18 protein-coding genes and 1 pseudogene are annotated in these 26,034 nt (G+C 70.0%); 11 read left to right on the forward strand and 8 right to left on the reverse strand.

Features of this window, described 5'->3' with window-relative positions:
• Window positions 1-194 precede the first annotated feature (194 nt).
• Entirely contained in the window at window positions 195-1,178 is a 984-nt protein-coding gene (locus JWS13_RS16070) for a hypothetical protein (protein WP_206006543.1), read from the forward strand.
• A gap of 72 nt (window positions 1,179-1,250) precedes the next feature.
• Here the strand turns inward: JWS13_RS16070 and JWS13_RS16075 are convergent, their stop codons facing one another.
• Window positions 1,251-3,536: a VanW family protein gene (locus tag JWS13_RS16075; protein ID WP_206006544.1), complete on the reverse strand. Its 2,286-nt coding sequence runs from the start codon at window positions 3,534-3,536 to the stop codon at window positions 1,251-1,253.
• Between the two features lie 330 nt (window positions 3,537-3,866).
• Window positions 3,867-5,201 carry an acetyl-CoA C-acetyltransferase gene (locus JWS13_RS16080; RefSeq protein WP_206006545.1) on the reverse strand — a complete coding sequence of 445 codons (1,335 nt, stop codon included), beginning with the start codon at window positions 5,199-5,201 and terminating at the stop codon, window positions 3,867-3,869.
• A 130-nt stretch (window positions 5,202-5,331) separates the two neighbouring features.
• Between JWS13_RS16080 and JWS13_RS16085 the strand changes: the two genes are divergently transcribed.
• Window positions 5,332-6,678, forward strand: coding sequence for a 3-oxoacyl-ACP reductase (locus tag JWS13_RS16085; protein ID WP_206006546.1), 1,347 nt, complete (start codon window positions 5,332-5,334; stop codon window positions 6,676-6,678).
• Window positions 6,678-7,541 (forward strand): MaoC/PaaZ C-terminal domain-containing protein, encoded by an 864-nt coding sequence (locus JWS13_RS16090; RefSeq protein ID WP_206006547.1) that lies wholly within the window; start codon window positions 6,678-6,680, stop codon window positions 7,539-7,541. The genes JWS13_RS16085 and JWS13_RS16090 overlap by 1 nt, the downstream gene beginning before the upstream one ends.
• A gap of 48 nt (window positions 7,542-7,589) precedes the next feature.
• Here the strand turns inward: JWS13_RS16090 and JWS13_RS16095 are convergent, their stop codons facing one another.
• The 3 genes from JWS13_RS16095 to JWS13_RS16105 form a co-directional block, all read right to left on the reverse strand.
• Window positions 7,590-8,189: a TetR/AcrR family transcriptional regulator gene (locus JWS13_RS16095; protein ID WP_005243713.1), complete on the reverse strand. Its 600-nt coding sequence runs from the start codon at window positions 8,187-8,189 to the stop codon at window positions 7,590-7,592.
• Window positions 8,190-8,467: 278 nt separating this feature from the next.
• Window positions 8,468-9,865 carry an IS1380 family transposase gene (locus tag JWS13_RS16100; RefSeq protein ID WP_206005896.1) on the reverse strand — a complete coding sequence of 466 codons (1,398 nt, stop codon included), beginning with the start codon at window positions 9,863-9,865 and terminating at the stop codon, window positions 8,468-8,470.
• Window positions 9,866-9,987: 122 nt separating this feature from the next.
• Window positions 9,988-11,163, reverse strand: a complete 1,176-nt coding sequence (locus tag JWS13_RS16105) for a glycoside hydrolase family 3 N-terminal domain-containing protein (protein ID WP_206006548.1) — start codon at window positions 11,161-11,163, stop codon at window positions 9,988-9,990.
• A 118-nt stretch (window positions 11,164-11,281) separates the two neighbouring features.
• Between JWS13_RS16105 and JWS13_RS16110 the strand changes: the two genes are divergently transcribed.
• The 4 genes from JWS13_RS16110 to JWS13_RS46175 all read left to right on the forward strand — a co-directional run bounded on the left by JWS13_RS16110 (window position 11,282) and on the right by JWS13_RS46175 (window position 17,532).
• On the forward strand, window positions 11,282-11,749 hold the full coding sequence (locus tag JWS13_RS16110) for a universal stress protein (RefSeq protein WP_072947517.1): 468 nt from the start codon (window positions 11,282-11,284) through the stop codon (window positions 11,747-11,749).
• A gap of 30 nt (window positions 11,750-11,779) precedes the next feature.
• A complete protein-coding gene (locus JWS13_RS16115) occupies window positions 11,780-12,871 on the forward strand; it encodes an isochorismate synthase (RefSeq protein WP_206006549.1) in 1,092 nt (363 codons plus the stop codon).
• 127 nt (window positions 12,872-12,998) lie between these two features.
• Window positions 12,999-13,172: a DUF2613 domain-containing protein gene (locus JWS13_RS16120; RefSeq protein WP_072947516.1), complete on the forward strand. Its 174-nt coding sequence runs from the start codon at window positions 12,999-13,001 to the stop codon at window positions 13,170-13,172.
• A gap of 46 nt (window positions 13,173-13,218) precedes the next feature.
• Entirely contained in the window at window positions 13,219-17,532 is a 4,314-nt protein-coding gene (locus tag JWS13_RS46175) for an alpha-(1->3)-arabinofuranosyltransferase (protein ID WP_206006550.1), read from the forward strand.
• Between the two features lie 23 nt (window positions 17,533-17,555).
• Here the strand turns inward: JWS13_RS46175 and JWS13_RS16130 are convergent.
• Window positions 17,556-18,611, reverse strand: a pseudogene (locus JWS13_RS16130) (acyltransferase family protein); the annotation flags it as partial.
• A gap of 220 nt (window positions 18,612-18,831) precedes the next feature.
• Here JWS13_RS16130 and pgfA point away from each other — a divergent pair.
• Window positions 18,832-19,995, forward strand: a complete 1,164-nt coding sequence (gene pgfA, locus JWS13_RS16135) for a cell envelope lipid trafficking protein PgfA (RefSeq protein ID WP_206006551.1) — start codon at window positions 18,832-18,834, stop codon at window positions 19,993-19,995.
• A 74-nt stretch (window positions 19,996-20,069) separates the two neighbouring features.
• Here the strand turns inward: pgfA and JWS13_RS16140 are convergent, their stop codons facing one another.
• Window positions 20,070-21,266 carry a polysaccharide biosynthesis protein gene (locus tag JWS13_RS16140; RefSeq protein WP_206006552.1) on the reverse strand — a complete coding sequence of 399 codons (1,197 nt, stop codon included), beginning with the start codon at window positions 21,264-21,266 and terminating at the stop codon, window positions 20,070-20,072.
• A gap of 62 nt (window positions 21,267-21,328) precedes the next feature.
• Here JWS13_RS16140 and JWS13_RS16145 point away from each other — a divergent pair, with 62 nt between their 5' ends.
• Window positions 21,329-23,050: an MmpA family trehalose lipid delivery protein gene (locus JWS13_RS16145; RefSeq protein ID WP_206006553.1), complete on the forward strand. Its 1,722-nt coding sequence runs from the start codon at window positions 21,329-21,331 to the stop codon at window positions 23,048-23,050.
• On the opposite strand, the gene JWS13_RS16150 is transcribed toward JWS13_RS16145, so the two are convergent.
• On the reverse strand, window positions 22,991-24,211 hold the full coding sequence (locus JWS13_RS16150; protein ID WP_206011625.1) for a glycosyltransferase family 4 protein: 1,221 nt from the start codon (window positions 24,209-24,211) through the stop codon (window positions 22,991-22,993). The two genes, JWS13_RS16145 and JWS13_RS16150, sit on opposite strands and share 60 nt — an antisense overlap.
• A 174-nt stretch (window positions 24,212-24,385) precedes the next feature.
• Between JWS13_RS16150 and JWS13_RS16155 the strand changes: the two genes are divergently transcribed.
• Together JWS13_RS16155 and JWS13_RS16160 are read left to right on the forward strand one after the other, a co-directional pair.
• Window positions 24,386-25,141: a class I SAM-dependent methyltransferase gene (locus JWS13_RS16155; protein WP_124392572.1), complete on the forward strand. Its 756-nt coding sequence runs from the start codon at window positions 24,386-24,388 to the stop codon at window positions 25,139-25,141.
• Between the two features lie 2 nt (window positions 25,142-25,143).
• Window positions 25,144-26,031: an ROK family protein gene (locus JWS13_RS16160; protein ID WP_206006554.1), complete on the forward strand. Its 888-nt coding sequence runs from the start codon at window positions 25,144-25,146 to the stop codon at window positions 26,029-26,031.
• Window positions 26,032-26,034: the final 3 nt, after the last annotated feature.

Below are 26,034 nucleotides of genomic sequence, written 5' to 3' on the forward strand. Positions count from 1 at the left end.
GTCCCCGGCCACCGGGCTTTGTCGTGCCCTGACCGGGACGCCGCACCACTTCTCGGTCCACGAACCCCTTTTCGGGCCCGACGGGGTGTGCGCGGGCCGAGAAGGAGTGCGGGAGTTGTCCACAACCCTCGGTTCATCCACAGCCGGGTCCGCCGGGCCGGATTCTCGGCGCCGTCCGGGCGAGAATCGTTCCCATGGAACACGACCCGGGGGCGATGCTGCGACGCCAGGACGCGTTGGGCCGCGGCTACAGCGACGACGAGATCCGACGCCTGTACACGCGCGGCGAGTGGCAACGCATCGGCCGCGGCGCGTACCTCTCCGCGGCGGTGTTCTCGGCACTCGGCGACGAGGAACGTCACCGCTTCCTGATCGACTCGACCCTTCACGCCCTCTCGGACGACGCTGTGCTCAGCCACCAGTCCGCGGCCGTCGTGTACGGACTGCCGCTGTGGAGAACGGCGCTCGACCGCGTGCACGTCACGAGAAACCGGCGGGGAGGCGGCCGGGTCAAGCGACGGATCACCGTGCACTGCGCCCCGATCGGAGACCGGGTGGCGGTGGTGGACGGGCACTCGCTGACGCTCCCGGCGCGGACCGTCGTCGACCTCGCGAGGACACTGCCGTTCGAGCAGGCCGTCGTGGCCGGTGACGCGGCGGTCCGCAGGCTCGGCATCAGCCGCGACGAATTGGACGCCGAGCTCGCCCTCGCCGCGCGCCGGCACGGAATCGATGCGGCTCGCAGGGTCGTCCACTTCGTGAGCGGGCACAGCGAAAGTGTCGGTGAGTCGCGAAGCCGGGTGATGCTGGTGCGGGCCGGGCTCCCCGTTCCTTCCCAGCAAGGTGAGGTGTTCGACCCCGGCGGGCGCCGTGTCGGGCGCGTCGACTTCCACTTCGACGGCGTCGTGCTCGGAGAGTTCGACGGACGCGTCAAGTACGGACGGCTGCTGAAACCCGGACAAACACCCGGCGACGCGGTGTTCGCCGAGAAACAACGCGAGGATGCACTGCGCGACCTCGGATTCCAGGTGGTGCGGTGGACGTGGGACGACCTCGAGTCACCCGCGCAGGTGGTGGACCGGGTCCGCCGCGCAATCGCCCGGGCCGAGTCGCCGCGCGGCTGGGTCGTCCAGGCGCCGCTGCCGTCCGTGCAGCCGCTCACGGTACGAGCACTGTAGACGCACCACTTCTCTGTTCACGCAAAACTTTTCGCGCCCACGAGGGGGTGCGCGAACAGAGAACGGGTGCGGCTACCCGCCGCCGTTCGGCTTCGGGGTGGTGGTCGGGTTCTCCGCCGGAGCGGACGGGGCCGGCGAAGCGGCCGGGGTGCGCTCGTCGGGCTTGGGCGCGCCGGGTTCCTCGCACTTCACGATCGGGACGGGGTCGTAGCGGACGGTCCTGGTGTCCCGGGAGATCTCCTGGCCGCTGGCGTGATCGGAGATCACCCGGGTGTCGCTGGCGGTGAATCCCGGTGCGCCGCTGGAGGCGATGCAGTGGTCACCGGCGGGCAGGGTGACCGTGTCGGGTTGCGTCGGCTTGGTGCGGTTACCGGTGATCGACTCGACGTCGACCGACTTGGTGCCCCAGAACCGGATGGTCAGGTCCGAGGCGCCGCCGATGGCCTGGATCATCACACCCGTCTTTCCGGTGTTCCGGAACTGCAGGTCGATGGCGCCCTCGAAGACGGTGGCCTCCCGCGCCTCGGGGTACCGCGAGATGTAGTACGAGTGCTCGGTGTGCGCGACATCCTCCATACCGGCGAAATACGCGGCGTTGTAGAGAGTCGTCGCCACCTGGCTCACCCCGCCGCCGACGGCGGTGTCCGGGCGTCCGTTGTTGATGATGCCCGACTCGACATAGCCCTGCGCGGTACCACGCGGACCCGTGTACCCGTTGAGCGAGAACGTGTCGCCCGGCTTGATCAGCGCCCCGTTGATCTCGCTGGCCGCGAGCCGGATGTTCGTCCCCGACGCCGCCGAGAAACCGCCGGTCGTGAACTCGCCGATCACTTCCTTCACACCGAGCGCCTGCGCGGCCTCCGTCGTGAGGGCGGGCGGGATCGGTCCGTACACCGCGGGCGTTGCGTGAGAACCGTTGCCGCGCAACACCTCGGGCAGCGTCTCCAACGTTTTGGGCCACTGCACCAGATCGCCGACGACCGCGGGGACGACGGTGGGCGAACCCCCGTCGAGCGTGATCTTCGCATCCTTCGGAACGATCTCCGTCGACACGAGTTGCGGGGCGAGGATGCCGGTCGCAGCCTCGGTGTTGTACGTAGGTTTCAACCCGCCGTTGCCGTCCGGTTCGAACCCGACGATGGCGCCGATCTGCTGACGCGGCGCGGTCGCGACCTTGCCGTCACGACCGGTGACCACCAGATCGGCGGACGCCGCCGGCACCGCGACGTCGTCGAGCGCCCGCTGGACACCCTCCTGCGTCACGGTCACGGGCACGACGTCGACGGGCAGATCCACGGTTTCGCCGAACGCCCACTTCTCGATCAGCGCCGCCTCGGCACCCTCACCGTTCAGGTTCTGCCCGGTCGACGGATCCACCGGCACGGGAGTCGCGCCCTCGAACACGACGGTCCCCTCGCGGGACGCGCGGTCGGTCTCACTGCGAAGACCGTCGACGGCGGACGCCAGCGCCGCCTCGTCGCGGGTCGACACCACCCCGATCTCGTCGGTGGTGAAGAACGAGGCCAGCCTGGTGAACGGGTTGAGCGGCTGCGAATGGGCCCGGTCGAGGGTGGCCTCCCAGTCGACCCCGAGCCCGGCGGCGGACGGAACGAGTTCCGTCGAAACGTCGCCGGCCTGCACCGTCAGCGGCTGACCGACGCGCGGGCCGACCTGCGCCTGCAACGTGGCCTCCGCCTCCTCGCGGGTCGAGCCGCCGACGTCGACGCCCGCCACGGTCACCCCGCGCGGGACCTTCCCCGAGGACACCGCGAGGTCCGCGGCGTACGCGATGCCGATCACGGCGATCACACCGCCGGTGATCGCGGCAACTTTCACCCACGAGGCACGGGCGGGAGTCTTCTCGGCTGGCTTCTCCGCGGGCTGTGGTTCTGCGGGCTGCGGTTCCGGTTGCGGCGGGACCTGCGGCGCGGCAGCCGGGGCCACCATCGTCGGCTCCTCCGCCGCCGTTGTGTACGCCTGCGTAGGGCCGGGAACGGGACCCGGCGGAATCGCGGGGATCACCTGTGTGACGTCCTCGTTCGCCGGCGGCTCCACCCACAACGGGGCCTGTTCCTCGGAACGTTCCCCCAGGTCACCGAGGTGCAACTGCGTGGTCGGAGCCTCGTCGGCACTCGGCTGTGTGGTCGGAGCCTCGTCGGCACTCGGCTGTGTGGTCGGGGCCTCGTCGTCGGCACTCGGCTGCGTGGTCGGGGCGCCGTCTGGAAGTGCGGCCTCGTCCGCTACCGAAGCAGGCTCGTCGGCCGTGTTCTCGGGTTCGACGCTGTCGGGCGTCGCGGAAGGGTCCGGCGTCGACCGTTCGGGTGCAGTGCTCCCGTTGTCGCCGTCTTCGTGGTTCACCGTGGCCCTCTCGCCGAGTTGTCCGTCGTGCGGGCCTCAGCTTGCCGTCGGTGCTCGTTGCATTTCAAGCGCGATCCGATCCGAGCGAGGCCCGGTCGAGACCCCCACGTCAGCCTACCGGCCGCCGGAAATGCAAGAGCCCCGCGCTGCTGCCAGGTCGGGGGTCAGGCAGCAACACGGGGCTGACAGGGATATCGCCAGCTAATCTCCAGCGTTACACCTGTCGGAAAAGTTTTCGGGGATCCGGCCACCCCTCGTTGCCGGATCCCCGTTCGCACCGCGCACACGCTGGCCTTTCCGGTCTCCCAGCTACCGGAAAGGCCAGTCGGTTCACGCCTCTATGATTGCCGTCACACCCTGGCCGCCTGCGGCGCAAATGGAGATCAGGCCGCGGCCCGAACCCTTCTCCGCGATCATCTTGGCGAGCGAGGCGACGATGCGGCCGCCGGTCGCGGCGAACGGGTGGCCTGCCGCCAGCGAAGAGCCGTTGACGTTGAGCTTGCTGCGGTCGATGGAGCCCAGTGCGCCGTCGAGGCCGAGGCGTTCCTTGCAGTACTCGTCGGATTCGAATGCCTGCAACGTCGCGAGCACGACGGACGCGAACGCCTCGTGGATCTCGTAGAAGTCGAAGTCCTGCAGGGTGAGGCCGTTGCGGGCGAGCAGGCGCGGGATGGCGTACGTGGGCGCCATGAGGAGCCCGTCCTTGCCGTGGATGTAGTCGACGGCCGCGGTCTCGGAATCGACGAGGTGCGCGAGGACCGGAAGCTTGCGCTCGGCGGCCCATTCGTCCGTGGACAGCAGGACCGCGGACGCACCGTCGGTGAGCGGGGTGGAGTTGCCCGCCGTCATGGTGGCGTCGCCCGCCTTCACCCCGAAGACCGGCTTCAGCTTGGCCAGCTTCTCGGCGGTGGAGTCGGGACGCAGGTTGTCGTCGCGGGTGAGGCCGAGGAACGGGGTGACCAGGTCGTCGAAGAATCCGCGGTCGTATGCGGCGGCCATGTTCTGGTGGCTGGCGGCGGCCAGTGCGTCCTGGTCTTCGCGGCGGACACCGAATTCCTTGGCCGTGACGGCGGCGTGCTCGCCCATGGACATGCCGGTGCGGGGCTCGCCGTTGCGCGGGATCTCGATGCCGAGCATCGACGGGCGGACGTTGCCGAGCAGCTTGATGCGGTCGCCGGTGCTCTTCGCGCGGTTCAGCGACAGCAGGAATTCGCGGAGTTCGTCGTTGACGCCGATCGGGGCGTCCGACGTGGTGTCGACGCCGCCGCCGACACCGGCGTCGATCCGGCCGGCCGCGATGGCGTCACCGACCGCGACGATCGACTGCAGCCCGGTGCCGCAGGCCTGCTGCAGGTCGAAGGCCGGGGTGTAGGGGCTGAGGGCGCTGCCGAGGACGCATTCGCGCATCAGGTTGAAGTCGCGGCTGTGCTTGAGGACGGCGCCGCCTGCGACCAGGCCCAGCTTCTCGCCCTGGAGGTTGAAGCGGCTCACCAGTCCGTCGAGGGTGGCGGTGAACATGTCCTGGTTGGACGCCTGCGCGTACTTGCGGTCGGAGCGGGCGAACGGGATACGGTTTCCGCCGACGATCGCGACGGGACGCTGCTGCTTTCCGCCCGGCTTCGGGGCCGCAGCGGAGGTCGAGTTGGTGCGAGCTTTGCTGGTCACTGACGTCTCCAAGGATCTGGTGCGATTACCTGTTGGCTACTATTCTTACTCAGGAGTAAGTTACTTGTCGACACCGCACTCCACTCGGTGCTCGGTGACTGACCGCCAAACGACGACAGAAGGTAGGACCGTGGCAGCCAGCAAGGGAGCTCCCGACCTCTATTCCCAGTTCCTCTCATCCGCACCCGGTGCGTTCATCGCGGCGAAGGCGGGACTGCCGCGGCCCGAGAACCTGCGGCGATACAAGCACGGCGAGCCGGCGCTCGCCGGCCCGGTCCTGATCGGCGGCAAGGGCCGCCTCGTCGAGCCGCTGCGCGAACTCCTGTCCGACTACCCCGCCGCGGGCGCGGGCGACGACCGGTACGGCGCCCTGGTGTTCGACGCCACAGGCATCGGCTCGGTCACCGAACTCGAGCAGCTGTTCGAGTTCTTCCAGCCGGTGATCCGCAACCTCGCACCGTCCGCGCGCGTCGTCGTCATCGGAACCACCCCCGAGGAGACGTCCGGCGTCGACGAGCACATCGCCCAGCGCGCGCTCGAGGGCTTCACCCGCAGCGTCGGCAAGGAGGTCAAGCGCGGCGCCACCGCTCAGCTCGTCTACGTCTCGCCGACGGCCGCCACCGGACTGTCGGGTCTCGAATCCACGCTGCGCTTCCTGCTGTCGGCCAAGTCCGCGTTCGTCAGCGGCCAGGTCATTCGCGTCGGGTCCGAGGATTCCGTCGCGCCGGCCGACTGGGACAAGCCGCTCGACGGGAAGGTCGCCATCGTCACCGGTGCGGCCCGCGGCATCGGTGCGACCATCGCCGAGGTCCTCTCCCGCGACGGCGCGCACGTCATCTGCGCAGACATCCCGGCCGCCGGTGAGGCGCTGTCCGAGACCGCCAACAAGGTCGGCGGCACCTCCCTCGCCCTGGACGTGACCGCGGACGACGCGGCCGACAAGCTCGCCGAGTTCGTCCTCGAACGGCACGGCGGCGCCGACATCATCGTCCACAACGCAGGCATCACCCGCGACAAGACGCTCGCCAACATGGACGAGGGTCGCTGGAACATGGTGATCGGCGTGAACCTTCTTGCACCGCAGCGCATCACCGACGTCCTCGTCGCCAAGGGTGCGCTGAAGGAAGGCGGCCGCGTGATCGACGTCTCGTCCATCGCCGGCATCGCGGGCAACCGGGGCCAGACCAACTACGGCACCTCCAAGGCCGGCGTCATCGGACTCGTGCAGGCGTCCGCGCCGGTGCTCGCGAAGAAGAAGATCACCATCAACGCCGTCGCCCCCGGTTTCATCGAGACGGCGATGACGGCGGCGATCCCCTTCGCCACGCGAGAGGCCGGACGTCGCATGAGTTCGCTGCTGCAGGGCGGCGAGACCGTCGACGTCGCCGAGACGGTCGCGTACTTCGCGAGCCCCGCGTCCAACGCCGTCACCGGCCAGATCGTCCGCGTCTGCGGCCAGAGCCTGCTGGGCGCCTGATGTCGGGCAAGGTCGTGCAACTCACGGAGAAGCCGGGCACGCTCGACATCTATGCCCGCGCCGTGCGCAGCGCACTGCCGGTCATCGGTGCGAGCGGGCACAGCGCCCCGGACACGACGCTCGTCCTGAACGGCGTGCACGTGGATCCCGACAACCTGGCGGCGTACGACCGGGTGACGGGACTGCGGTTCGGCGACACGCTGCCGCTCACGTACCCGTTCACGCTGGTGTTCCCGGTGGTGATGAAGCTGATGGTGTCCGAGGGTTTCCCCTTCCCCGCCATCGGGTCCGTGCACGCGGAGAACGTCATCGAGCAGTTCCGTCCGATCTCGGTGGTCGAACCCCTGGACGTGTCGGTGCACGCGGAGAATCTGCGTGAGCACCGCAAGGGGCTTCTCATCGACGTGATCAGCGAGATCAGGGTCGGACGCGAACTGGTGTGGAAGCAGACGTCGACGTTCCTGCGTCAGCAGAAGACGTCGCTGTCCGGTCAGCCCGGTCCCGAGCCGAAGGCCGAGGAGGAGCCGCCGCGTCCGCTGCGGACACTGCGGGTCGATCAGAAGACGATCGGCAAGTACGCGGCGGTGTCCGGTGACCGGAATCCGATTCACGTGTCGACGTTGGGCGCCAAGGCTTTCGGATTCCCGAAGACCATCGCGCACGGCATGTGGAGTGCGGCCGCCGTCCTGGGGTCGGTGGAGGGCCGGATCCCGGACGCCGTCACCTACAGCGTGCGCTTCGGCAAGCCGATCCTGCTGCCGTCCACGCTGAACGTGTACGCCGACCGGACCGCCGACGGCTGGGATCTGTCGATCAAGCACCCGAAGAAGGGCTACCCGCACCTCACCGCGACGCTGCGCTGACGGCGGCGATCGGGACGCTCGTTCGATCCGACCGAACGAGCGTCCCGTTCACTCCGGCTTCTTCTTGCCCGCGAGGCCGCGCCACGCCAGCGACTCCAGCAGGTCGGCGGCGGCGTCGACCTCGATCTCGCCGCCGGCGACGCGGTCGGCCACGGCTTCACCCGCCCCGACCAGGGCGATGGCGATCAGTTCGAAATCCTGGCCCGGCTCCGGGTCCTTGGTGCTGGACTCGAGCAGGTGTGCGGTGAGTTCGATCAGCCGGTCGCGGCTCGACTGCACCGAGCCGACGAACGCCTGCTGCCCCATCGCCTGGCGGTACAGCACCATCCACGACTTGCGGTGTTTGCCGACGAACCCGAGAAACCCCTCGAGCGCACGGCGCAGTTGCTCGCGCGGGCTCAGCCCGGGATCGCCCGCCGGTGCGAGCGCCTCGACGAAGCGCAGCCCCTCCCGCTGGATGCAGGCCGCGAACAATTCGTCCTTGGAGCCGTAGTAGAGGTACAGCATCGGCTTCGAGATTTCCGCCTTGGCCGCGATCGCGTCCATCGACGTTTCGTGAAAACCTCTGTCGGAGAAGACGTCGACGGCAGCGTCGAGCATCTGCTGCTCGCGCACTGCGCGCGGCAGTCGCTTGGTGCCGCCGGCCATACGTCCTCCATCATCGTCGAACCCGCTATCTTACTCTACGGTAATAAAGCAGGCTCGACCGGCGGACGAGAAGAATACCAGCACCCCGTCGCCACACCACGCACTAGCCTCGATCTTGCATGCGTCTGATGTGTCGCTCTGATCAGTTTCAGGTTGGGTATTTCGGGCGTGGATTCGGTGCCCGGCAACGCGCGTACGCCCGACGCGGTCGGGTGGTCGTCGGGGTCCAGGGCCCCGAAGTTGATTCCCTTTCGTCTCGATCGCCGGATTGGCGCTGGTCAGAGGGGGTCGGGGATTGCGTTGAGACGGGCCAATGCGGTGATCAGCAAGTCGATCCAGGGTGCGTGAGCGGACAGCCGCAGATGCACCTTCCGTGCGTGACGGGCGATGCGACCGGCGGTCGCGAATAGGCGTAGTCGTAGCCGTTTCGGCTCCCACCGACTGGCTGGGTCGTCGGTGAGCGCGAGCATCTGCATCCATGCGGTGACCTCGACGGCGAGGGCGACGAGGGCGAGCCAGATCCGATTCTGATCGAAGCCGTGCAGCGGAAGGTTCTCGAGGCCGGTGTCTTTCAGGATGCGGATCCGGTCTTCGCAGCGTGCCCGGCGCCGGTGCCGCAGTTCCAGATCGGGCAATTGTCCACCTTCGGTGTTGGTGACGAACGCAGTCAACCGCAGCCCGTCACGGTCGGTGAAGCGCAGTTGTGCACCGGGGTGTGGGCGTTCTTTGCGGACGATAACCCGCATCCCGTCGGGCCAGCCCGGCAACTCGAGTAGTCCGGTTACTTCGGCGACCCAGGCGCCGTCGCGTGGTTGCCCGTCCGCGTCCACGGCGGGGATCCAGGCCTGCTCGGGAAGGGTTTCGATAGCGGCGACGATGGTGTCGGTCAGACCGAATCCGATCGAGTACGACAACTTCTGTGTGGTCAGGTAGTCGATGAGGGCATGGGTGCCGCCGGCCGCGTCGGTGCGGATCAGTACCTTGCGGCCGACCCGGCCGCCCTTGGCGGTGAACGGCAACTGCCGCAATGCTTGCCGTATCAGTTCGATGTGGTCTGCGGCGGTGTTGGAGCCGGCGTTGCCGGGGCGCAGCATCATTGCCAACGGCTCGCCCGTGCCGTCCGGTCCGTGGTCGACGAACGCGCACAGCGGGTGGAAACCGAACCCTCTCTTGTAGGTGGCGGCAGCGTTTTCCTTTTCCGAGTGGGCGGTGACCAGTGTGGCGTCGAGGTCGATGATCAGCGGATGTCCGGCGTCGATGGCATGGTCGGGAGCCTGTTCACGGGCGGCGTTCCAGGCGATCCGTCGGGCTGTCGAACGGGCGGAGTTGATTGCCGCCAACGCTTTCGGAGCGTCAGCGGCCAATGCGGCAATCAGTCTCGAGACGGTGGGATCGGACGCCACCCGGCCGAAGACTGCGGGTTCTTCCCGCAGCAGCGCGATATCGGCCAGGCAGTCGCCGCCCAGGGCGAGTGCCATCGTCAGATCGGCGATGATCTTGCCCGGATCGTGGGAGGTCGTCGGTTTACGCCACGGCTCGAGCGCACTCGACAACGCGGTCGTCAGACCAGTTTTCTCTGCGGTGCGTAGCAACAACACCGCCCCGGCGTGCGACACGACACCGGTTCCGGCGGGGTCAACGGACAGCGACGGGTACCACGAAGTAGACTTGCCCACCAGAAAGGTGCTCCTCGAACGAAGTGAATATCGGCCCTCAGCAAGCCATATTCTTGCAGTTCAGAGCACCTTTCTTCATGATCAACACGCGGCCGGGGCATGACCAGCGTGAAAGCCCGAGGCTAGCAGGTCAGAGCGCCCTTCGCCCGCGCGACCGTCAGCACCGCCTCGTCGACCCGCTGCTGCGGCAGCTTGCCCGAGGCCACAACGCCTTCGAGGTGGTCGAGGACCCGCGGGACGTCGTCGGTGGTGAGCCACAGCGCGACGTCGACACCGGATTCGAGTGCCGTCTCGACGGCCTCGGTGATGTCGTAGCGGTCGGTGATGGCCTGCATGCCGCTGAGGTCGTCGGTGAAGATCGGGCCGGTGAACGGCGGTGCACCGTATCCGGTGCCGCCGCGCAGCAACGCCACCGCATCGGGGCTGATGCTGGCCGGAATTCCGGGCGCCGTCAGGCCCGGCACCTCGAGGTGGCCGAGCATGACGCCGACCCCGGTGGACACCAGGTTCCGGAACGGGACGAGGTCCTTGGTCTGCAGCTGCTCGAGCGGCGGGGTGGTGACGGCGCCGGTGTGGGAGTCGCCGGACGCGGATCCGTGACCGGGGAAATGCTTGATGACCGGCAGGATTCCCGCGTCCCGCATGCCGCGCGCGTAGGCGTCGGCGTAGCGGGTGACGACGGCGGGATCGTCGGAGTAGGAGCGGTCGCCGATGACACTGTCGTCGGGCTGACTGCTGACGTCGACGTCGGGCGCGAAGTTGACGGTGACCCCGAGGTCCTTCAGTCCGCGCCCCCGCTCGAGCGCCATCTGATACGTCTGCTCCTCCGTCATCGTGGCCGCGGTCTGCCGGGCGGAGGGATCGGCCCCGAGCAGGTTCTCGACGCGCGACACCCGCCCGCCCTCCTCGTCGATCGTCACCATCAGCGGCAGCGACGACGCCGAGGCCACCTGGGGAACCTCATGGTTCGCGAGCATCGTCTCGTCGGTCCAGCTTCCGATGAAGATGCCACCGACCTGCTCGTTGCGGACCACCTGGGCGGCATCCGCGGTGCCGGTCACCCCCACGTTCAGCAGCTGAGCGAGCTTGCGCCGCAACGGCAACGACTGCAGGAACTGCGTCTCGCACGACACCGGCGCAGCGGCGGGCGATGCGGTGCCGGTGTGCGATGCGGGCTCGACGGAAGACGGGGACGGCGTCGCCGACGACGACTCCGCGACCGTCTCGCCACCACCCGACGAACATCCGGCGACGAGGCCGGTACAGGCTGCGAGCGCGAGGGCATACTTGATCCGCATGGGTTCGACGGTAGCCCAGTTCGCCACCGATACTCCCGTGGCAGGCCCCGAATCGGCGACCGCTGCCGCCGGTCTTGGTAATCTGGACACAGAGGAAACCCGTACTCAGGAGGTCGTGGTGCCCGGTGGTTTGATGTTGATCGCCTACGACGGATCCGACAACGCGAAGCGTGCCGTGGAGTGCGCAGGACGGTTCCTCGCCTCCAATCGCGCTGTGCTGGTGACGGTGTGGGAGCCGATGGTCCGTCAGGCCGCGCGCATGTCGGGACTGTCCGGTGTGATGCAACCCGAGTGGGTGCCCGACGAGGAGACCGAGGACGTCGCATTCTCCGACGCCAAGGTCACCAACGAGGAGGGCATCCTGCTCGCCGAGGCCGCCGGGCTCACCACCGAGGGTCGGTGCATCGAGTGCACCAGCACGATCTGGACGGCGATCGTCGAGACTTCGGACGAACTGGCCGTCGACATCATCGTCACCGGTACCCGGGGCACGACCGGTCTGCGGTCGCTGTTGCAGAGCAGCGTTGCCGACCACGTGTTGCGGCACAGTCACCGCCCGGTGCTGATCGTGCCTCCCGGGAAGTAGTCGCGGCGCCCGACTACTGTCGGGTGCACCATGGACGGCTTTCTTCTCTCACGCGCCGATCGAACGCTGCGCACATCCGGAGTGCGGCACGGATACGACGCCGCGGCCGCCGCAGTCGACGCGCTCGCGACCGGTGACACCGGGCTGGTCGTCGGGGCGCTGCCGTTCGATCCCGCACGGCCCGCCGCGCTGACCGCCCCGGAGTCGTGGGAGTTCACAGACGGCCCGTGGCGGCCCGGCACCGTCGCCGCACTCCCGTCCGTCCGCGTCGTTCGGCAGATTCCCGAACCCGCCGAGCACGTGGTCCGTGTCCGGTCCCTCGTCGACCGACTGCGCGAGGGCACCCTCGGCAAGGTGGTGGCCGCGCGCAGCGTCACCCTCCGCGCCGACGCCCCCATCTTTGCAGAAGCGTTGGCCGCAAGGATGATTCACCAGAATCCGACCGCCAACGGGTTCGCCGTCGACCTGTCCGCGGCCGGCGACGACTTCCGCGGCCGCAGCCTCGTCGGAGCCAGCCCCGAAGTCCTGCTCAGCAGGCGCGGCCGGCGCGTCACCTGCCGCCCTCTCGCCGGAACCGCCCCCCGGCGCGCCGATCCGGAGGCCGACGAGAAGGAAGGCCGGGGCCTGCTGGAGTCCACCAAGAACCTGGCCGAGCACGCCTTCGTGACGGCCTGGATCCGGGACGTTTTGGCGCCGCTCTGCACAGAGTTGACGGTCCCGGAGTCCCCCGTGCTGACGAGCACGCACGAGGTGTGGCATCTGGCGACACCCATCGAAGGCGTGCTGCGCGAGGAGTCGACGAGCGCCCTGAGCCTGGCGGTACTGCTGCACCCGACGCCCGCGGTGTGCGGCACACCCACCGACGCGGCCCTGGCGACCATCCGGGACGTCGAGGAGGATCGGCGGTTCTACGGCGGCGCCGTCGGGTGGTGCGACGGCGACGGTGACGGCGACTGGGTGGTGGCCATCCGCTGCGCCGAGATCGCCGCCGACGGACTCGAGGCCCTGGCGACGGCGGGCGGGGGCATCGTCGCCGAATCCGACCCGGAATCCGAACTTGACGAGACGACCACCAAACTGCGCACGCTGCTCCGGGCGCTGGGTGTACAGCCGAGCCCGTGAACTGCGGAAACGGCCGCCCGCGAGCACCAATCAGCAGTTCGGCGGCCCGCGGGTGATACCTTGACCCGAGCAATTCGTACGCGGGAGTAGCCGTGTGCGTCGATGGCACGACGGTGGGAGATGTCAGATGGGGAAGTTCCTTGTGCCCGGTGTGGTCAGCGCCGTGGTCGGTGTCGCTCTCGGCACCGTGGCGACGCTCGGCATCACCGCAGCCGCACAGGACAACACGCGTCCCGAGGTCGACCGGAGCGGCAACGCGGATTCCTCACTTCTGAACCAGGTTGAGTACGGCAGCCGCTGAGAGCGCCGGCTCAACAAGTTCCCGCACTTCCCCCGAGTCGGCGGCCATGTCGTCCATGGCGCCCTCGGCGGAGCCTCTGTCGCGGCGGTGGCTGTTCGGCGCCTCTGTCGTAGCGTTCCTTCTCGCATTTCTCCAAACCCCAGGCCGGCTCGCCGCCGACACCAAGTACGACCTGTCCCAGAATCCGATCGGATTCCTGGAACGGGCGTCCCATCAGTGGAGCAGCCAGGCCCCCATGGGCCAGGTGCAGAACCAGGCCTACGGGTACTTCTTCCCGCACGGCGCGTTCTTCGCGCTCGGCGACATCCTGAGCGTCCCGCCGTGGATCACGCAGCGGGTGTGGTGGGCACTGCTGCTCGTCGCCGGATTCTGGGGCATCGTCCGGCTCGCCGAGGCACTCGGCGCCGGTAGCCGCTCGTCCCGCGTCATCGCCGGCGTCGCGTTCGCGTTCTCCCCCCGCGTCCTCACCACCCTGGGTTCGATCTCGTCGGAAACCCTCCCGATGATGCTGGCGCCGTGGGTTCTTCTCCCCGTCGTCGTCGCCCTCTCCCACGTGAGTGGCAAAGCGTCCCGGGACACACATTGGCGCTCACCTGCACGGCTGGCGGCCCAATCGGCCCTGGCCGTCGCGCTGATGGGTGCGGTCAACGCCGTGGCGACCGTGGCGGCGTGCCTCGTCGCAGGCCTGTGGTGGATCTCCCACCGCCCCAACCGCCGGTGGTGGACGTTCACCGCATGGTGGTTCCCGTTCCTCGCACTGGCCACGCTGTGGTGGATCGTGCCGCTGCTGCTGCTCGGCAAGGTGAGCCCGCCGTTCCTCGACTACATCGAATCGTCCGGGGTGACCACGCAGTGGACGTCCCTCGCCGAGATCCTCCGCGGCACCGACAGCTGGACGCCGTTCGTGTCCCCCGAGCGCATCGCGGGCGCGGTCCTCGTCACCCAGCCCGCCGCGGTCGCCGCGACCGGGCTCATCGCCGCCGCCGGCCTCGCGGGACTGTGCATGCGGTCGATGCCGGCCCGCGGTCGCCTCACCCTGATCCTGTTCGTCGGGGTCGCCGGACTCGCCGCCGGGTACATCGGCGAACTGGGTTCCCCGTTCGCCGAGCAGGTGCGACTGTTCCTCGACTCCACCGGGGCGCCCCTGCGGAACGTGCACAAACTCGAGCCGCTCGTCCGGCTCCCGCTCGTGCTCGGGCTGGCGCATCTCCTGGCGAAGGTGCCGCTGCCGGGGTCCGTGCCGTTCGCGCGGTGGCGCAGCGCGCTGGCGCATCCCGAGCGTGAGCCGATGGTCGCGGTGACCAGCCTGGTGCTGGTCGCCCTCACCCTCGCGACGTCGCTGGCGTGGACGGGCAAGCTCGCACCGCGCGGCACGTACACCGACGTTCCCGACTACTGGCAGCAGGCCGCGTCGTGGCTGGAGGACAACGCCGGCGGCACCAGCCCCGACGGTTCGGACGCGGAGCGCGCGCTCGTGGTGCCCGGCGCACCGTTCGGCAGCCAGCTGTGGGGACTCACCCGCGACGAGCCGATGCAGGCTCTGGCGTCCACGCCGTGGGCGTCCCGCGACGCCGTCCCGCTCACCCCGCCCGGCACCATCCGGGCGATGGACTCGATCCAGCGGTTGATCGCCGACGGCCGGCCCTCGGACGGCATGGCGCAGACCCTGCTCGGCCAGGGCATCCACTACCTCGTCCTCCGCAACGACCTCGACCCGGAGACGTCGCGGTCGACGCGCCCGCTGCTCGCGCACCAGGCCGTCACCGAATCTCCCGGATTCACCCGGGTCGCGGACTTCGGCGAGGACATCGGGCCCGGCGACGTCGAGGGCCTCGTCATCGACAGCGACCTGCGGCCCCGGTATCCGGCCATCGAGATCTTCGAGGTGTCGACGCCGGACGGATCACCCACGGCGAGCGGTCCCTATACGGCGAACGTCGACGGTATCCCCCGCGTGCAGGGCGGTCCGGAATCGCTGCAGCGCCTGCGGGAGAACGGCGCCCTGCCCGGAACCGGACCCGTCCTGCTGGCCGCGGACGCCAAGCGCGCCGGACTGCCCGTCGACGACGTCACGGTCACGGACACGCCCCGGGACCGCGAAACCGACTACGGCCAGGTCGACAATCACAGTTCGGCGCTGCGGACCCCGGACGATGCGCGCCGCACGTTCAATCTCGTCCCCGACTATCCGGTGGCGGACACCCCGCTGGTCGAGGGCCGGTGGGAGGGCGCGACGCCGAGCGTGTCGAGTGCGGCGTCCGACGCCACCCAACTGGGCGGCTCCTCCCCCGCCAGCAGTGCCGCCGCGACCGTCGACGGCGACCCGGCGACGGGCTGGTTCAGCAACGGCATCGAGCGGGCGCTGGGCCAGTGGCTGCAGATCGACTTCGACACCCCGCTCACCAGTTCACTGCTGCACATCACGACGAGCCCGGCCGCGATCGGCGCGCCCGTCCGCTGGATGGAGGTGTCGACGCCCAACGGCAGCACGGCCGTGAAGGTGGACGCGCCGGGCAAACCGATCGCCGTCTCCGTCCCCGGTGGGGTCACCCCGTGGGTGCGGATCACCGCGACCCGCACCGAGAACGGTTCCCCGGGAACACAATTCGGCATCAGCGAGGTGTCGGTCGAGGACTTCTCCCAGCGCGACGCCCCGGTCACCGTGCCGATCCGGTACCGGACGGTGCTGCCACCGACCCCCGAGGGCGCGTCCGTCGCGGGTTGGGACCTCAGCCAGGAACTCCCCGGCCGCAACGCGTGCGCGGACGCCCCGGACCGGGTGCGGTGCAGCAACGCCCTCGTCCTGCCGCCCGAGGAGGTCGGCACGTTCGAGAGAACGCTGTCGGTGCCCGAACCGACCGCGGTGACGCCGCAGCTCACCCTGCGGGCCCGGCAGGGCGCACCGCTGGAGGACGTTCTCACGCAACGGGATCGGCCGTCCGCCCACGGAACCAGCAACATCACCGACCTGCGCGGCTCGGCGTTCGCCGCCACCGACAACGATCCGCGCACCAGCTGGTCGGCGAAACAGGACACCACCAGCGGCAAGGGCGCGAAACCGACCCTCACGATCGATCTTCCCGAACCCACGCTCGTCACCGGCCTGCAGCTCACGCCCAGCCTGGGTGCCGTGCCCGCCGCCCCCGACCGGGTCGCCGTCGACCTCGGGAACGGACCGCAGGTGCGCGACGTGGACGAGGACGACGGGACCGTCACCGTCGAACCCCGGGTGACCGACCGGATCGTGCTCAGCCTCGTGTCCTGGAAGAGCACCCTCGACCAGAACGCTCTCGGGTTCGCCCAGTTGCAGCCCGCCGGACTCGCCGAGGTCGGGGTGCTGGGCGCGGACGGCGTCCTGCTGCCTGGGTCCGGTCCGGTCGACGACGCCGGCGACCGCCCGGTCACGGTGCCCTGCGAGGAGGGGCCGGTCGTGACGATCGGCGGGCAGCCGGTTCGCACGAGCGTGACCGCAACCGCCTGGCAATTGCTTTCGGGCGACCCGGTTCCCGCGACCCTCTGCGACGGTCCCGGCCCCGTTCCGCTGGGGGCGGGAGCGCAGGACGTGACCGTCGACCCGGGGGCGGCGTTCTTCGTCGACAGTCTGCGCCTCGACGCCGGACCGCAGGCGCAGGCCGTTCCGACCGAGCAGGTGTCGACCACCGCGTGGACCGAAAACCACCGGGAACTCACGGTGCCCCGCTCGGACGCCGAGCGCCTCGTGGTCGTCCCCGAGAGCACCAACGTCGGCTGGGTGGCCACCGCCCCGGACGGCAGCGAACTGACGCCGGTCGTCGTCGACGGCTGGCAGCAGGGATGGATCGTGCCCGCGGGAACCGAGGGGACGGTGACCCTCGACTTCCCCACCGACCACTGGTACCGGCTGGGGATCTTCGGCGGCCTGCTGTTGCTGATCCCGCTGCTCGCCGCCGCCCTGTGGCCGCGCCGCGCCCGGGAGCGCGATCCCGGTCCGGCACCCCGGACCTGGGGCAGCGCGACGGTCGGGTGGCTGGGAATCCTCGCCGCCACCACCGTGATCGGTGGTCCCGTGGGCGCGGTGACGACGGTCGTGGCGACGGTGCTGGCCGTGGTCCTGATCCGGCTACGCGGAACCGCCACCACCGCGCGCGTGCTGGTCGGGGTCGCCGGAGCGTCGGCGATGCTCGGCATCGCGATGCTCTCGACCGGGCCGTGGCGCGCGCCCGGCGGGTACGTCGGGCACTCGTTCCTCGTTCAGTTCCCGCTGCTGCTCGCGCTCGTCGCGACCGGGCTGGCCGTGCTGCCGCTCGGACGTTCGGCGTTGCTGGTGCGCGCCTCCCAGCGCTTGACGGCGCGGCGCGCCGGTTCCTCCACCAACGCGTAACTGGCCGACGCGACCGCGACGCTCAGCACCGTCGTCAGGAACAGGATGTAGACGAAGTGGCCCGTGAACGGGACGAGCCCGAACACCGGGAAGACGATGGACAGCACCGCGAGGTGCCAGATGAAGATGCCGTACGACCAGCGGCCCACGGCGAGAGCGAGCGGACTCGCGAGGTAGCGGTGGGTGGACGTGTCGGACAGCACCAGCGGAGCCATCAACGCGAAACTGATGACGGCGCCGAGCGCCATCTTGACCGCGTACTGCCACGGTTCGGGACGCACCAGTCCCTCCGGCCCGGCGAGGTCGGTCGCCGTGAGCGCGAATGCCACTGCGGCGACGAGGAACATCCGGACGCGGTGATGCGCCCAGCGGTGCATCCGCCCGGGCGGGCTCACCGCCAGTTCGGCCAGCAACATCCCGGCGCCGAACCAGGGCAGGTACCCGGGCAGCCAGTTGTCGTGGTGGATGCCGCCCGGCGTCGACACCGGCACGAACGCCCACGTCAGGCTCACTGCGATCAACGCAAGGATCGCCGGAACACGCAGCCGCGCAGCCGGACCCCGCAACCGGACCAGCGCGAGGGCCAGCAGCGGAAGCACCAGGTAGAAGGCCACTTCCACCGACAGACTCCACATCTGGGTCAGACCGTCGGTGAGTGTGAGGGGCACGAACACCTGCACGAGACCGAGATTCGCCCACCACGTGCGGTAACTCGCGTTGGCGGTGGGCAGGAACGTCAACACCACCGCCACGGCGACCCAGTACGCCGGCAGGATGCGCGTCGCCCGCGAAATCCAGTACCGCACGACACTCGGGGCGGAACCCAACCCCCGCGCCGCCCCGGCATGGCTGCGCCACAGCAGGAATCCCGACAGCGCGAAGAAGACCGCCACCGCCAGATCGAATCGTCCCCAGATACGGCCGAGGACCGGCACGTGCGTCGCGCCCGTCTGGAACGCGACGTGCGTCACGAGCACCCCCAGCGCCGCGAGACCGCGCATCCCCTCCAGTGCGGGAATGAAACTGCGCGCAGCAGCGGGCGCCGCGGGCGCGGGCGAGATCGTGGCCGAGGTGCTCATCACCAACAGTGTGCCTGGTCCGGGCGCTGTGACGGAAAACTCCGTCCCCGTCACTTCGCTGCGGAACGGCTGGTGCGTTTACTATCCGATGGGGCAAATGCGCATTCGAGACTGTTAGTGTTTTGCCTCACGTGGTGTCGATGTGGGCTCCATGCGATCCGTGCAGCCGTGCTGCCGGTGGGGGAATCTCAATCGACAGAATTGGGTTAGGAGAGAAAGCATGGCGGAGCGCTCAGGGCCGAGCCGGATACTTGCTTGCATTCTGGTGGGCCTCGGTGCCTTCCTCTTGGCCGTCGCCATTCTCATTCCCACCTACACGGTGGGCAAATTGGCGAAGACGCCGTTGGACCTCGAAGTGACCACGATCGCCGAAGGTTCCGGCAGCGTGCTCAACTCGCAGTCTCTTCTCGCAGGCAAGGCCGAAGTCAACACGAACGTTCCACTGGTGTCACAGCGTTACGTCACCACCGAGGACCCCGCGAACGCGGACGTCGTCACTCTCCAGGCAGGGCAGACGCTGCGGCGCACCGACAAGCAGGGCGACACCGGCCTGCTGTCCGCGATCGTCGACCGCAACACCGTCGACCGCAAGACGTCGATGCCGACCAACGACCCGGTGGGCACCATCCAGACGCAGCCCAACCAGCCTGCCGAGGAAGTTCCGCGCGACGGACTGCAGTACAAGTTCCCGTTCGATTCGAAGAAGCAGAGCTACCCCTACTTCGACCTGAACGCGCGCGCCACTCAGGACATCGACTTCGTCGAGGAGACGGAGATCAACGGCCTGAAGGTGTACCACTACAGCCAGACGATCGCCCCCGTCGACCTGTCGAAGGTCGTCAACTCGCCCACCAACAAGCTGACGCTGCCCGCCGAAGCCTGGGGCGTCCCCGGTGGCACCCTCCCCGTCACGATGACCCGCTGGTACACCAACGTGCGTGACCTGTGGGTGGAGCCCGAGACCGGTGTCGTCGTCAAGGGCCAGGAGCAGCTGCACCAGTACTACGCCCGCAACAAGGACAAGCCGGAGATCGACGTCCTGAAGGTGGAACTGCCGTTCAACGAGCAGACCATCGAGTACCAGGTCCAGCAGGCCAAGGACGGCATGGACAAGCTCAGCACGTTCGGTCGCACCGCGCCGATCATCGCCGGCATCCTCGGTCTCATCGCCCTGATCGCAGGACTGTTCCTCGGTCTGCGCGGCGGCAAGGGCAACCAGCCCGCACCGGCCGACGGTGGTGACTACCCCCAGAGCGGTGGTGGACGCCACGTCGACCTCGGCAAGTCGGATGCCTCGGAGGCTCCCACGGAGCAGCACGACTGGACCACGGACAAGACGGAAGAGATTCCCGTCGCAGATCCGCGCCGGTACGACGAGCGGTAGAGCATTACAGCCGGACGCCACGTAGTCCGGTGCGAAGGGGACCTCGGTACTGCACCGAGGTCCCCTTCGTCGTGTCAGATCGCGGGTGCGTCACGTCGCGCGCTGCGCACGGCGAAGAGACTCGCGATCAGGGCGGTGCTCGACGCGACCGTCACGGCGACGGCGATGAACTGCCCGATCGTGGACGCGAGGGTCAGCATGGCGGTCATCTCGACGGCGAGGCCGATCCAGGCGATGACGGCGAGGTGCGTCCGCTCTCCCGCGATGGCGGACAGCAGGGCGCCCTGCAGGACGGCCAGGCAGGCGCCGTGGAGCGCGAACAGCCACAGCAGCGACTGCACGGGCCGGTACGCGTCGCCGACGAGGAGCGGAACGACGGGGGCGGCCACCGCGACACCCGCGACAAGCACCGCGCCGAGTCCGACGAGGACGGCGAGCGCCGAGCGGATCGCCTGCGCGGAGTGCGCGGGATTCGCCATCCGCGGGTACAGCACCACCCCGACGGCCTGCGGCAGCCAGAACGCGGCCTTGGTGGCGACGGCACCGAGCGCGTACAGGCCTGCGTCGTCGTTGCTGAGCACGATGCGGGCGATCACGAGGTCCATGGACGACAGCGCGATCAGCGCCAGTTGCACCTGCGACGCCTTCAGCACGGCCGCGACGCCGATCCGGGTGCTCGACTCCCCGGTGATCCCGGAATCGGCGAACAGTCGCGCGCACAGGGCCACCAGGCCGGTGCCGACCGCGCTGGCGGCGAGGGCGAGTCCGGGCCCGGCGCCGACGGCGAGCACCACGACCGCGGGAACGACCTTCGCGATTCCGGCTCCGGCGAGGACGACGCTGAGCGGACCGAACCGGGCGGCGCCCTGCAGCAGTCCCTGTTCGGTGGCGAGCAGGACGAGGACGGGTGCCGTGATCAGCGCCGAGAACGTGGCGAGCATGCCGGTGTCGAGGGCCCACGACACGAGGGGTGCGAGCAGCATCGCCGCGACCGCGACGATCAGCGCGCAGCGGTACCCCAGCAGCCGGACCGCGTGCGCGCCCTTGCCCCGGACCACCTCGCGGGCAACGACGGTCTGCAGTGCGAGCGCGGGGACGGCGAGGACGAGTTGGGCGGCCAGCAGACTCGCGAACTCCCCGTAGCCGGCCGGACCGAGCCAGCGACTGGCCGCCCAGGCAAGCAGGTAGGACGCGATATTCGCGGTCATCGAGCCCGCCGTCACCATCGTCACCCCGGCGACCGCCGAGCTGGTGAGGGTCTGGCGTGGCATTCGCCCATGATGCACTACGCGCCGTGCGGGCCGGGTCGATGCACCACGTATCGTGACGGCCCATGACCGTCCGGCGCCGAGCACCGTTCGCGGCGGCGGTCTACAGCCTCGTCCTGGCGTTACTCGTCCTCGGTCCGCTGCTCGGCCCCGGCTGTCTGCTGCTGCGTGACGCGGTGAGCACTCCCCGCTCGTATCTCACGGACTCGGCGCTCGGTCTCACCGATGCCGCCGCGCGGGCGGTCCCGCAGGACGCTCTCCTGGCCGCGCTGAGCACGTTCGTCGACGGCGGCCTGGTGGTGAAGGCGATCCTGCTGCTCGCGCTGTGGGCGGCGGGCTGGGGCGCGGCCCACCTGGTCCGGACCGTCCTGCCGACCGCGGGGCTCGGACCGCAACTCGTGGCCGCGACGGTGACGGTGTGGAACCCGTACGTCGCCGAGCGACTGCTGCAGGGTCACTGGAGTCTGCTGACGGGGTACGCGGCGCTGCCGTGGACGGTGTGCGCCGCCGTCGCGATCCGGCGGGGCCGGGGCCGGGGGTGGTTCGCCCTCGCGGCGTGCCTCGCCGCGGCCGGGCTGACCCCGACCGGGGTGTTGCTCGCGGCGGTCACGGCGCTGGCAGTCGTCGCCTGCCCCGGTGGACGCTCCGCCCGGTGGCTGCGCCTGACGGGTGCGCTGGGCCTGTTCTTCGCCGCGAGCGCGCCGTGGCTGGTAGCGACGGCGCTGTCCGGCGGCGGTGGGGACGGTTCCGACCCTGCCGGGGTCACGGCGTTCGCGGCCCGCGCCGAGCCGGGTCTGGCGACGCTCGGCAGTCTCGCCGGGCTCGGCGGCGTGTGGAACGAGACCGCCGTCCCGCAGACCCGGACCACCCTGTTCGCCCTGGTCGGAACGGTCCTGCTGCTCGGCGTCGTGCTGTGTGGCCTGCCTGCGCTGTGGCGGCGTCGACGGCATCCCGCGGTGGCCGCGCTGACCGTCCTCGCGCTGCTGGCGGTGCTGCTGCCGACGCTGGGCGCGACGGCGTGGGGTCTCGACGCCGGCCGCTGGTCTGTGCAGCACGTCCCGGGCGCCGGGTTGCTCCGGGACGCGCAGAAATGGGTGGCGCTCGCGGCCCCGCTGTATGCGCTCGCCGCTGCGGCCGCGGTGCTGCGACGCCCGGTCACCTGGTCGGTCTCGGCCGTCCTGATCGTGCTGCTCGCCCTCCCCGACCTCGCGTGGGGCGTCGGCGGCGCCCTGCGCCCGGTCCACTATCCGCCGTCGTGGCAGCACGTGGCCGCAGAACTGGACGGCGACCCGGACAGCGGGGACGTCGCCGTCCTGCCCACCGGCATGTTCCGCAAGTTCCCCTACAGCAGTTCCGCGCCCGTCCTGGATCCCGCCCCGAGAATGCTGCCGAAGGACGTCCTGCAGACCGGCGAACTGGTGGTGGCCGGTGGCAGCGTCGAGGGCGAGGGGTCCCGCGCGCAGCAGGTCGAACGGGTGCTGCTCACCGGCGGATCCGCCGCCGATCTCGCGGCGCTGGGCGTCCGATGGGTTCTGGTCGAGCACGACACGCCCGGACCGCGCGGCGAATCCGCGGCCACCCTGGCCGGTCTGGAGCGGCGGTTCGCGGACGAGCATCTGGAGCTGTACCGCGTCGACGGCGACGTCGCGCCGCACGAGGCGTCCGCACGGGCGCGCGCGACGGTGGTCGCGGCGCACGTGCTGTGGGCGATGTTGTTGGCCGGTGGTCTACTCGGCGCGGGCGTGCTCGAGGCCCGGTCGCGCCAGCGCCGGCGACACCAAACCTGACGTGCGCAGGCCCGCGGCCGTGCCCGCCAGCACCTCGTGGACGCCGTTTCCGGTGTGCTTCCAGGAGAATTCACCGGCCCGGACGCGCGCCTTCTCGCCGAGCACCGTGCGGGTCTCGGGCTCGAGCAGGAGCGTCTTGACCGCCGCGGTCAGGTCGGCGACGTCGGCCGTCGCCGCTTCCGCGCTGCCGACCAGAACGCCGGTCACGCCGTCGACGATCGAATCCGTCAGGCCCTTGGAGCTGCGGTAGCCGACGGTCGGGACGCCGTGCTGCGCGGCCTCGATGACGGCGAGACCCCAGCCCTCCTTGCGGGACGGCATCACGTGCACCCAGGACTGCGACAGCAACTGGTGTTTGCGGGTCTCGTCGACGTGCCCGTGGAACGTGACGGCGTCGCCGATGCCCAGTTCGTGCGCGCGGTCGCGGAGGTTCTGCTCCCACCAGCCGCCGCCGATGACGTCGAGGTGCACGTCGGCGATCGTGGGGCGCAGGGCGGCGACGGCCTCGAGGGCGTCCTCGATCTGCTTGTGCGGCACGAGCCGTGACAGCACGCACACACTGGGGTGCGCGGTCCTCGTGTCGGCTCCGCCGATCTCCACGTCGAGGGGGATGTCGTCGGCGCCGTTGCGCACCACCGCGATCCGCTCGCGCTCCACTCCCAGTTCGACGAGTTCGTCGGCGGAGGGCAGCGACACGGTGAGGTACTGGTCGTCGCGATGCGTGCGCGGCGACAGCCGGGATTCCACCCACCAGCCGATCTTGCCCATCAAGCGGCCTGCCACCGGCCACTGCTCGCGGTGGCAGTGATGGACGAGCAGCGTCACGGGTGCGCCTGCGACGACGCGGGAGAAGAACGGGATGCCGTTCTGGGTGTCGATGACGGCGTCGGGCCGGATGCCGCGGAGCGGCCCGAAACCGAGCCGGCCGGCGGCGATCGCGGCGAGGGCGCGGGGGTAGACGCTGTACCGTCCGCCCGCCCGGCTGATCTCGATGCCGTCGACGGTCTCCTTCTTGGCGGCGCCGCGGTAACCGGCTGTGCGGAGGGTGACCTTGATTCCCCGCGCCGCGAGCTGCGCGCCGACCTCCTCGAGGTACCGCTCACTGCCGCCACCCTGCGGGTGACCGGTGTCGCGCCAGCAGAGCAGCAGAACCTCTCGCACGTTCATGAACTCCTGTGGTCGGTGCGGTACTCGTGGTCTCGGGGCGGGACGTTCCGCGCGGTAGTCCCCGAACACCCTATCGGTCGTATTCCGCCGGATGTTGCAGCCACCGCGCACGGATTGCCGTCCCGGGGGCTGCACTCGCTAAGGTTCAGTCTCGTGACGACGCCTCCCGTGACCCGGCGATTCGGTCGACGGGCAACCCTGAAGAGGTCGTTCGGCCTGCTCAGCGACTTCCGGCACGAACAGACCGCGCCCGACCTGTTCTACGGCGCCCTCGCCCGCGACTCCGTCGAACTGATCGGCGACCTGTGGGGCGGTCTGACCGACACGGATCTCACCGGTACGACGGTCCTCGACGTCGGCGGCGGCCCCGGCTACTTCGCGGACGTGTTCCAGCAGGCCGGTGCCCGGTACGTCCCGGTGGAACCGGATCCGTCCGAGATGCACGCCGCGGGGCTCGCGGTGGGCGGCGCCGTGCGTGGGTCGGGGCTGGCGCTGCCGTTCCGCACGTCGTCGGTGGACGTCTGCTTCTCCTCCAACGTCGCCGAGCACGTCAGCGAACCGTGGGCAATGGCGGAGGAGATGATCCGCGTGACGAAACCCGGTGGCCTGATGGTGCTGTCGTACACGTTGTGGTGGGGCCCGTTCGGCGGTCACGAGACCGGGCCGTGGCATGCACTGGGCGGCGAGTACGCCGCCCGGCGTTACCTGCGCAAAAATGGCCGCGATCCCAAGAACCGTTACGGTGTGTCCCTGTTCAAAGTGGGTGCGGCCGACGGGCTTCGGTGGGCCCGGCGCACCCCGGACGCGGACCTGCTGGCCGCGTTCCCGCGCTATCACCCGCGCTGGGCGTGGTGGATGGTGCGGGTTCCCGGACTGCGCGAGTTCCTGGTGAGCAACCTCGTTCTCGTGATGCGGAAGCGCTGACCGTGGTCGCGCTGGCACTCGACGTCGGCGGCACCAAGATCGCCGCCGGGACCGTCGACGCGGACGGCACGGTGCCGCACCCGGTGACCACTCCCACGCCGGCAACCGGAGTCGCGGACTGTTGCGCCGCCCTGCTGCGCGAGGTCGCGGGAGACGCGACGATCACGTCGGTCGGCATCGCGTGCGCGGGACCGGTCGACACGGTTGCCGGCACCGTGTCGCCCATCAACATCGGCGAGTGGGCCGGCGGATTCGGCCTGGTCGGCGCCGTGCAGGACCTGTTCCCCGGCGTCCCCGCGCGACTGGCGATGGACGGCGCCGCGGCCGCGCTCGGCGAGCATCGCCACGGTGCCGGTCGCGGCGCCCCGGACCTGCTGAGTCTCGTCGTGTCCACGGGCATCGGCGGCGGGGTGATCCTCGGCGGCCGGATCGCCACCGGCCGGACCGGCAATGCGGGACACATCGGTCACATGGTGGTTCCTGGCGGAACCGACCCGTGCACGTGCGGCGGGGTCGGGTGCCTGGAGACGGTCGCCAGCGGACCGTCGTCCGTGCGCTGGGCCCGCTCCCGCGGATGGCGCGGGACGACGGGCGTCGAACTGGCGCGGGCCGCCGCGGACGGTGACGAGGTCGCGGTGGCCGCCCTCGACCGCGCGGGGACCGCACTGGGGCAGGCCATCGCGTCGGCCGCGGCCCTTCTCGACGTCGATCTCGCGGTGATCGGCGGCGGATTCGCGCAGGCCGGGCCCCCGTTGTGGGATCCGATGCGCCGGGCCGCGGCCCGTCACGCCCGGTTGTCCTTCGTCGCCGATCTGCGGGTGGTACCCGCGGAACTCGGCGCCTCCGGCACGCTCGTCGGGGCGGCAGTCCTGGCCGCCGGCGAGGGCTGACGC

The organism is Rhodococcus pseudokoreensis (assembly GCF_017068395.1).
GTDB classification, from domain to species: Bacteria; Actinomycetota; Actinomycetes; order Mycobacteriales; family Mycobacteriaceae; genus Rhodococcus_F; species Rhodococcus_F pseudokoreensis.

Bases quoted from the DNA above. Each gene is read 5' to 3' on its own strand.
- JWS13_RS16070 (WP_206006543.1), top strand. From the start codon at position 195: ATGGAACACGACCCGGGGGCGATGCTGCGACGCCAGGACGCGTTGGGC.
- JWS13_RS16090 (WP_206006547.1), top strand. From the start codon at position 6,678: ATGTCGGGCAAGGTCGTGCAACTCACGGAGAAGCCGGGCACGCTCGAC.
- JWS13_RS16095 (WP_005243713.1), bottom strand. From the start codon at position 8,189: ATGGCCGGCGGCACCAAGCGACTGCCGCGCGCAGTGCGCGAGCAGCAG.
- JWS13_RS16105 (WP_206006548.1), bottom strand. From the start codon at position 11,163: ATGCGGATCAAGTATGCCCTCGCGCTCGCAGCCTGTACCGGCCTCGTC.
- JWS13_RS16115 (WP_206006549.1), top strand. From the start codon at position 11,780: ATGGACGGCTTTCTTCTCTCACGCGCCGATCGAACGCTGCGCACATCC.
- JWS13_RS16120 (WP_072947516.1), top strand. From the start codon at position 12,999: ATGGGGAAGTTCCTTGTGCCCGGTGTGGTCAGCGCCGTGGTCGGTGTC.
- JWS13_RS46175 (WP_206006550.1), top strand. From the start codon at position 13,219: ATGTCGTCCATGGCGCCCTCGGCGGAGCCTCTGTCGCGGCGGTGGCTG.
- pgfA (WP_206006551.1), top strand. From the start codon at position 18,832: ATGGCGGAGCGCTCAGGGCCGAGCCGGATACTTGCTTGCATTCTGGTG.
- JWS13_RS16140 (WP_206006552.1), bottom strand. From the start codon at position 21,266: ATGCCACGCCAGACCCTCACCAGCTCGGCGGTCGCCGGGGTGACGATG.
- JWS13_RS16145 (WP_206006553.1), top strand. From the start codon at position 21,329: ATGACCGTCCGGCGCCGAGCACCGTTCGCGGCGGCGGTCTACAGCCTC.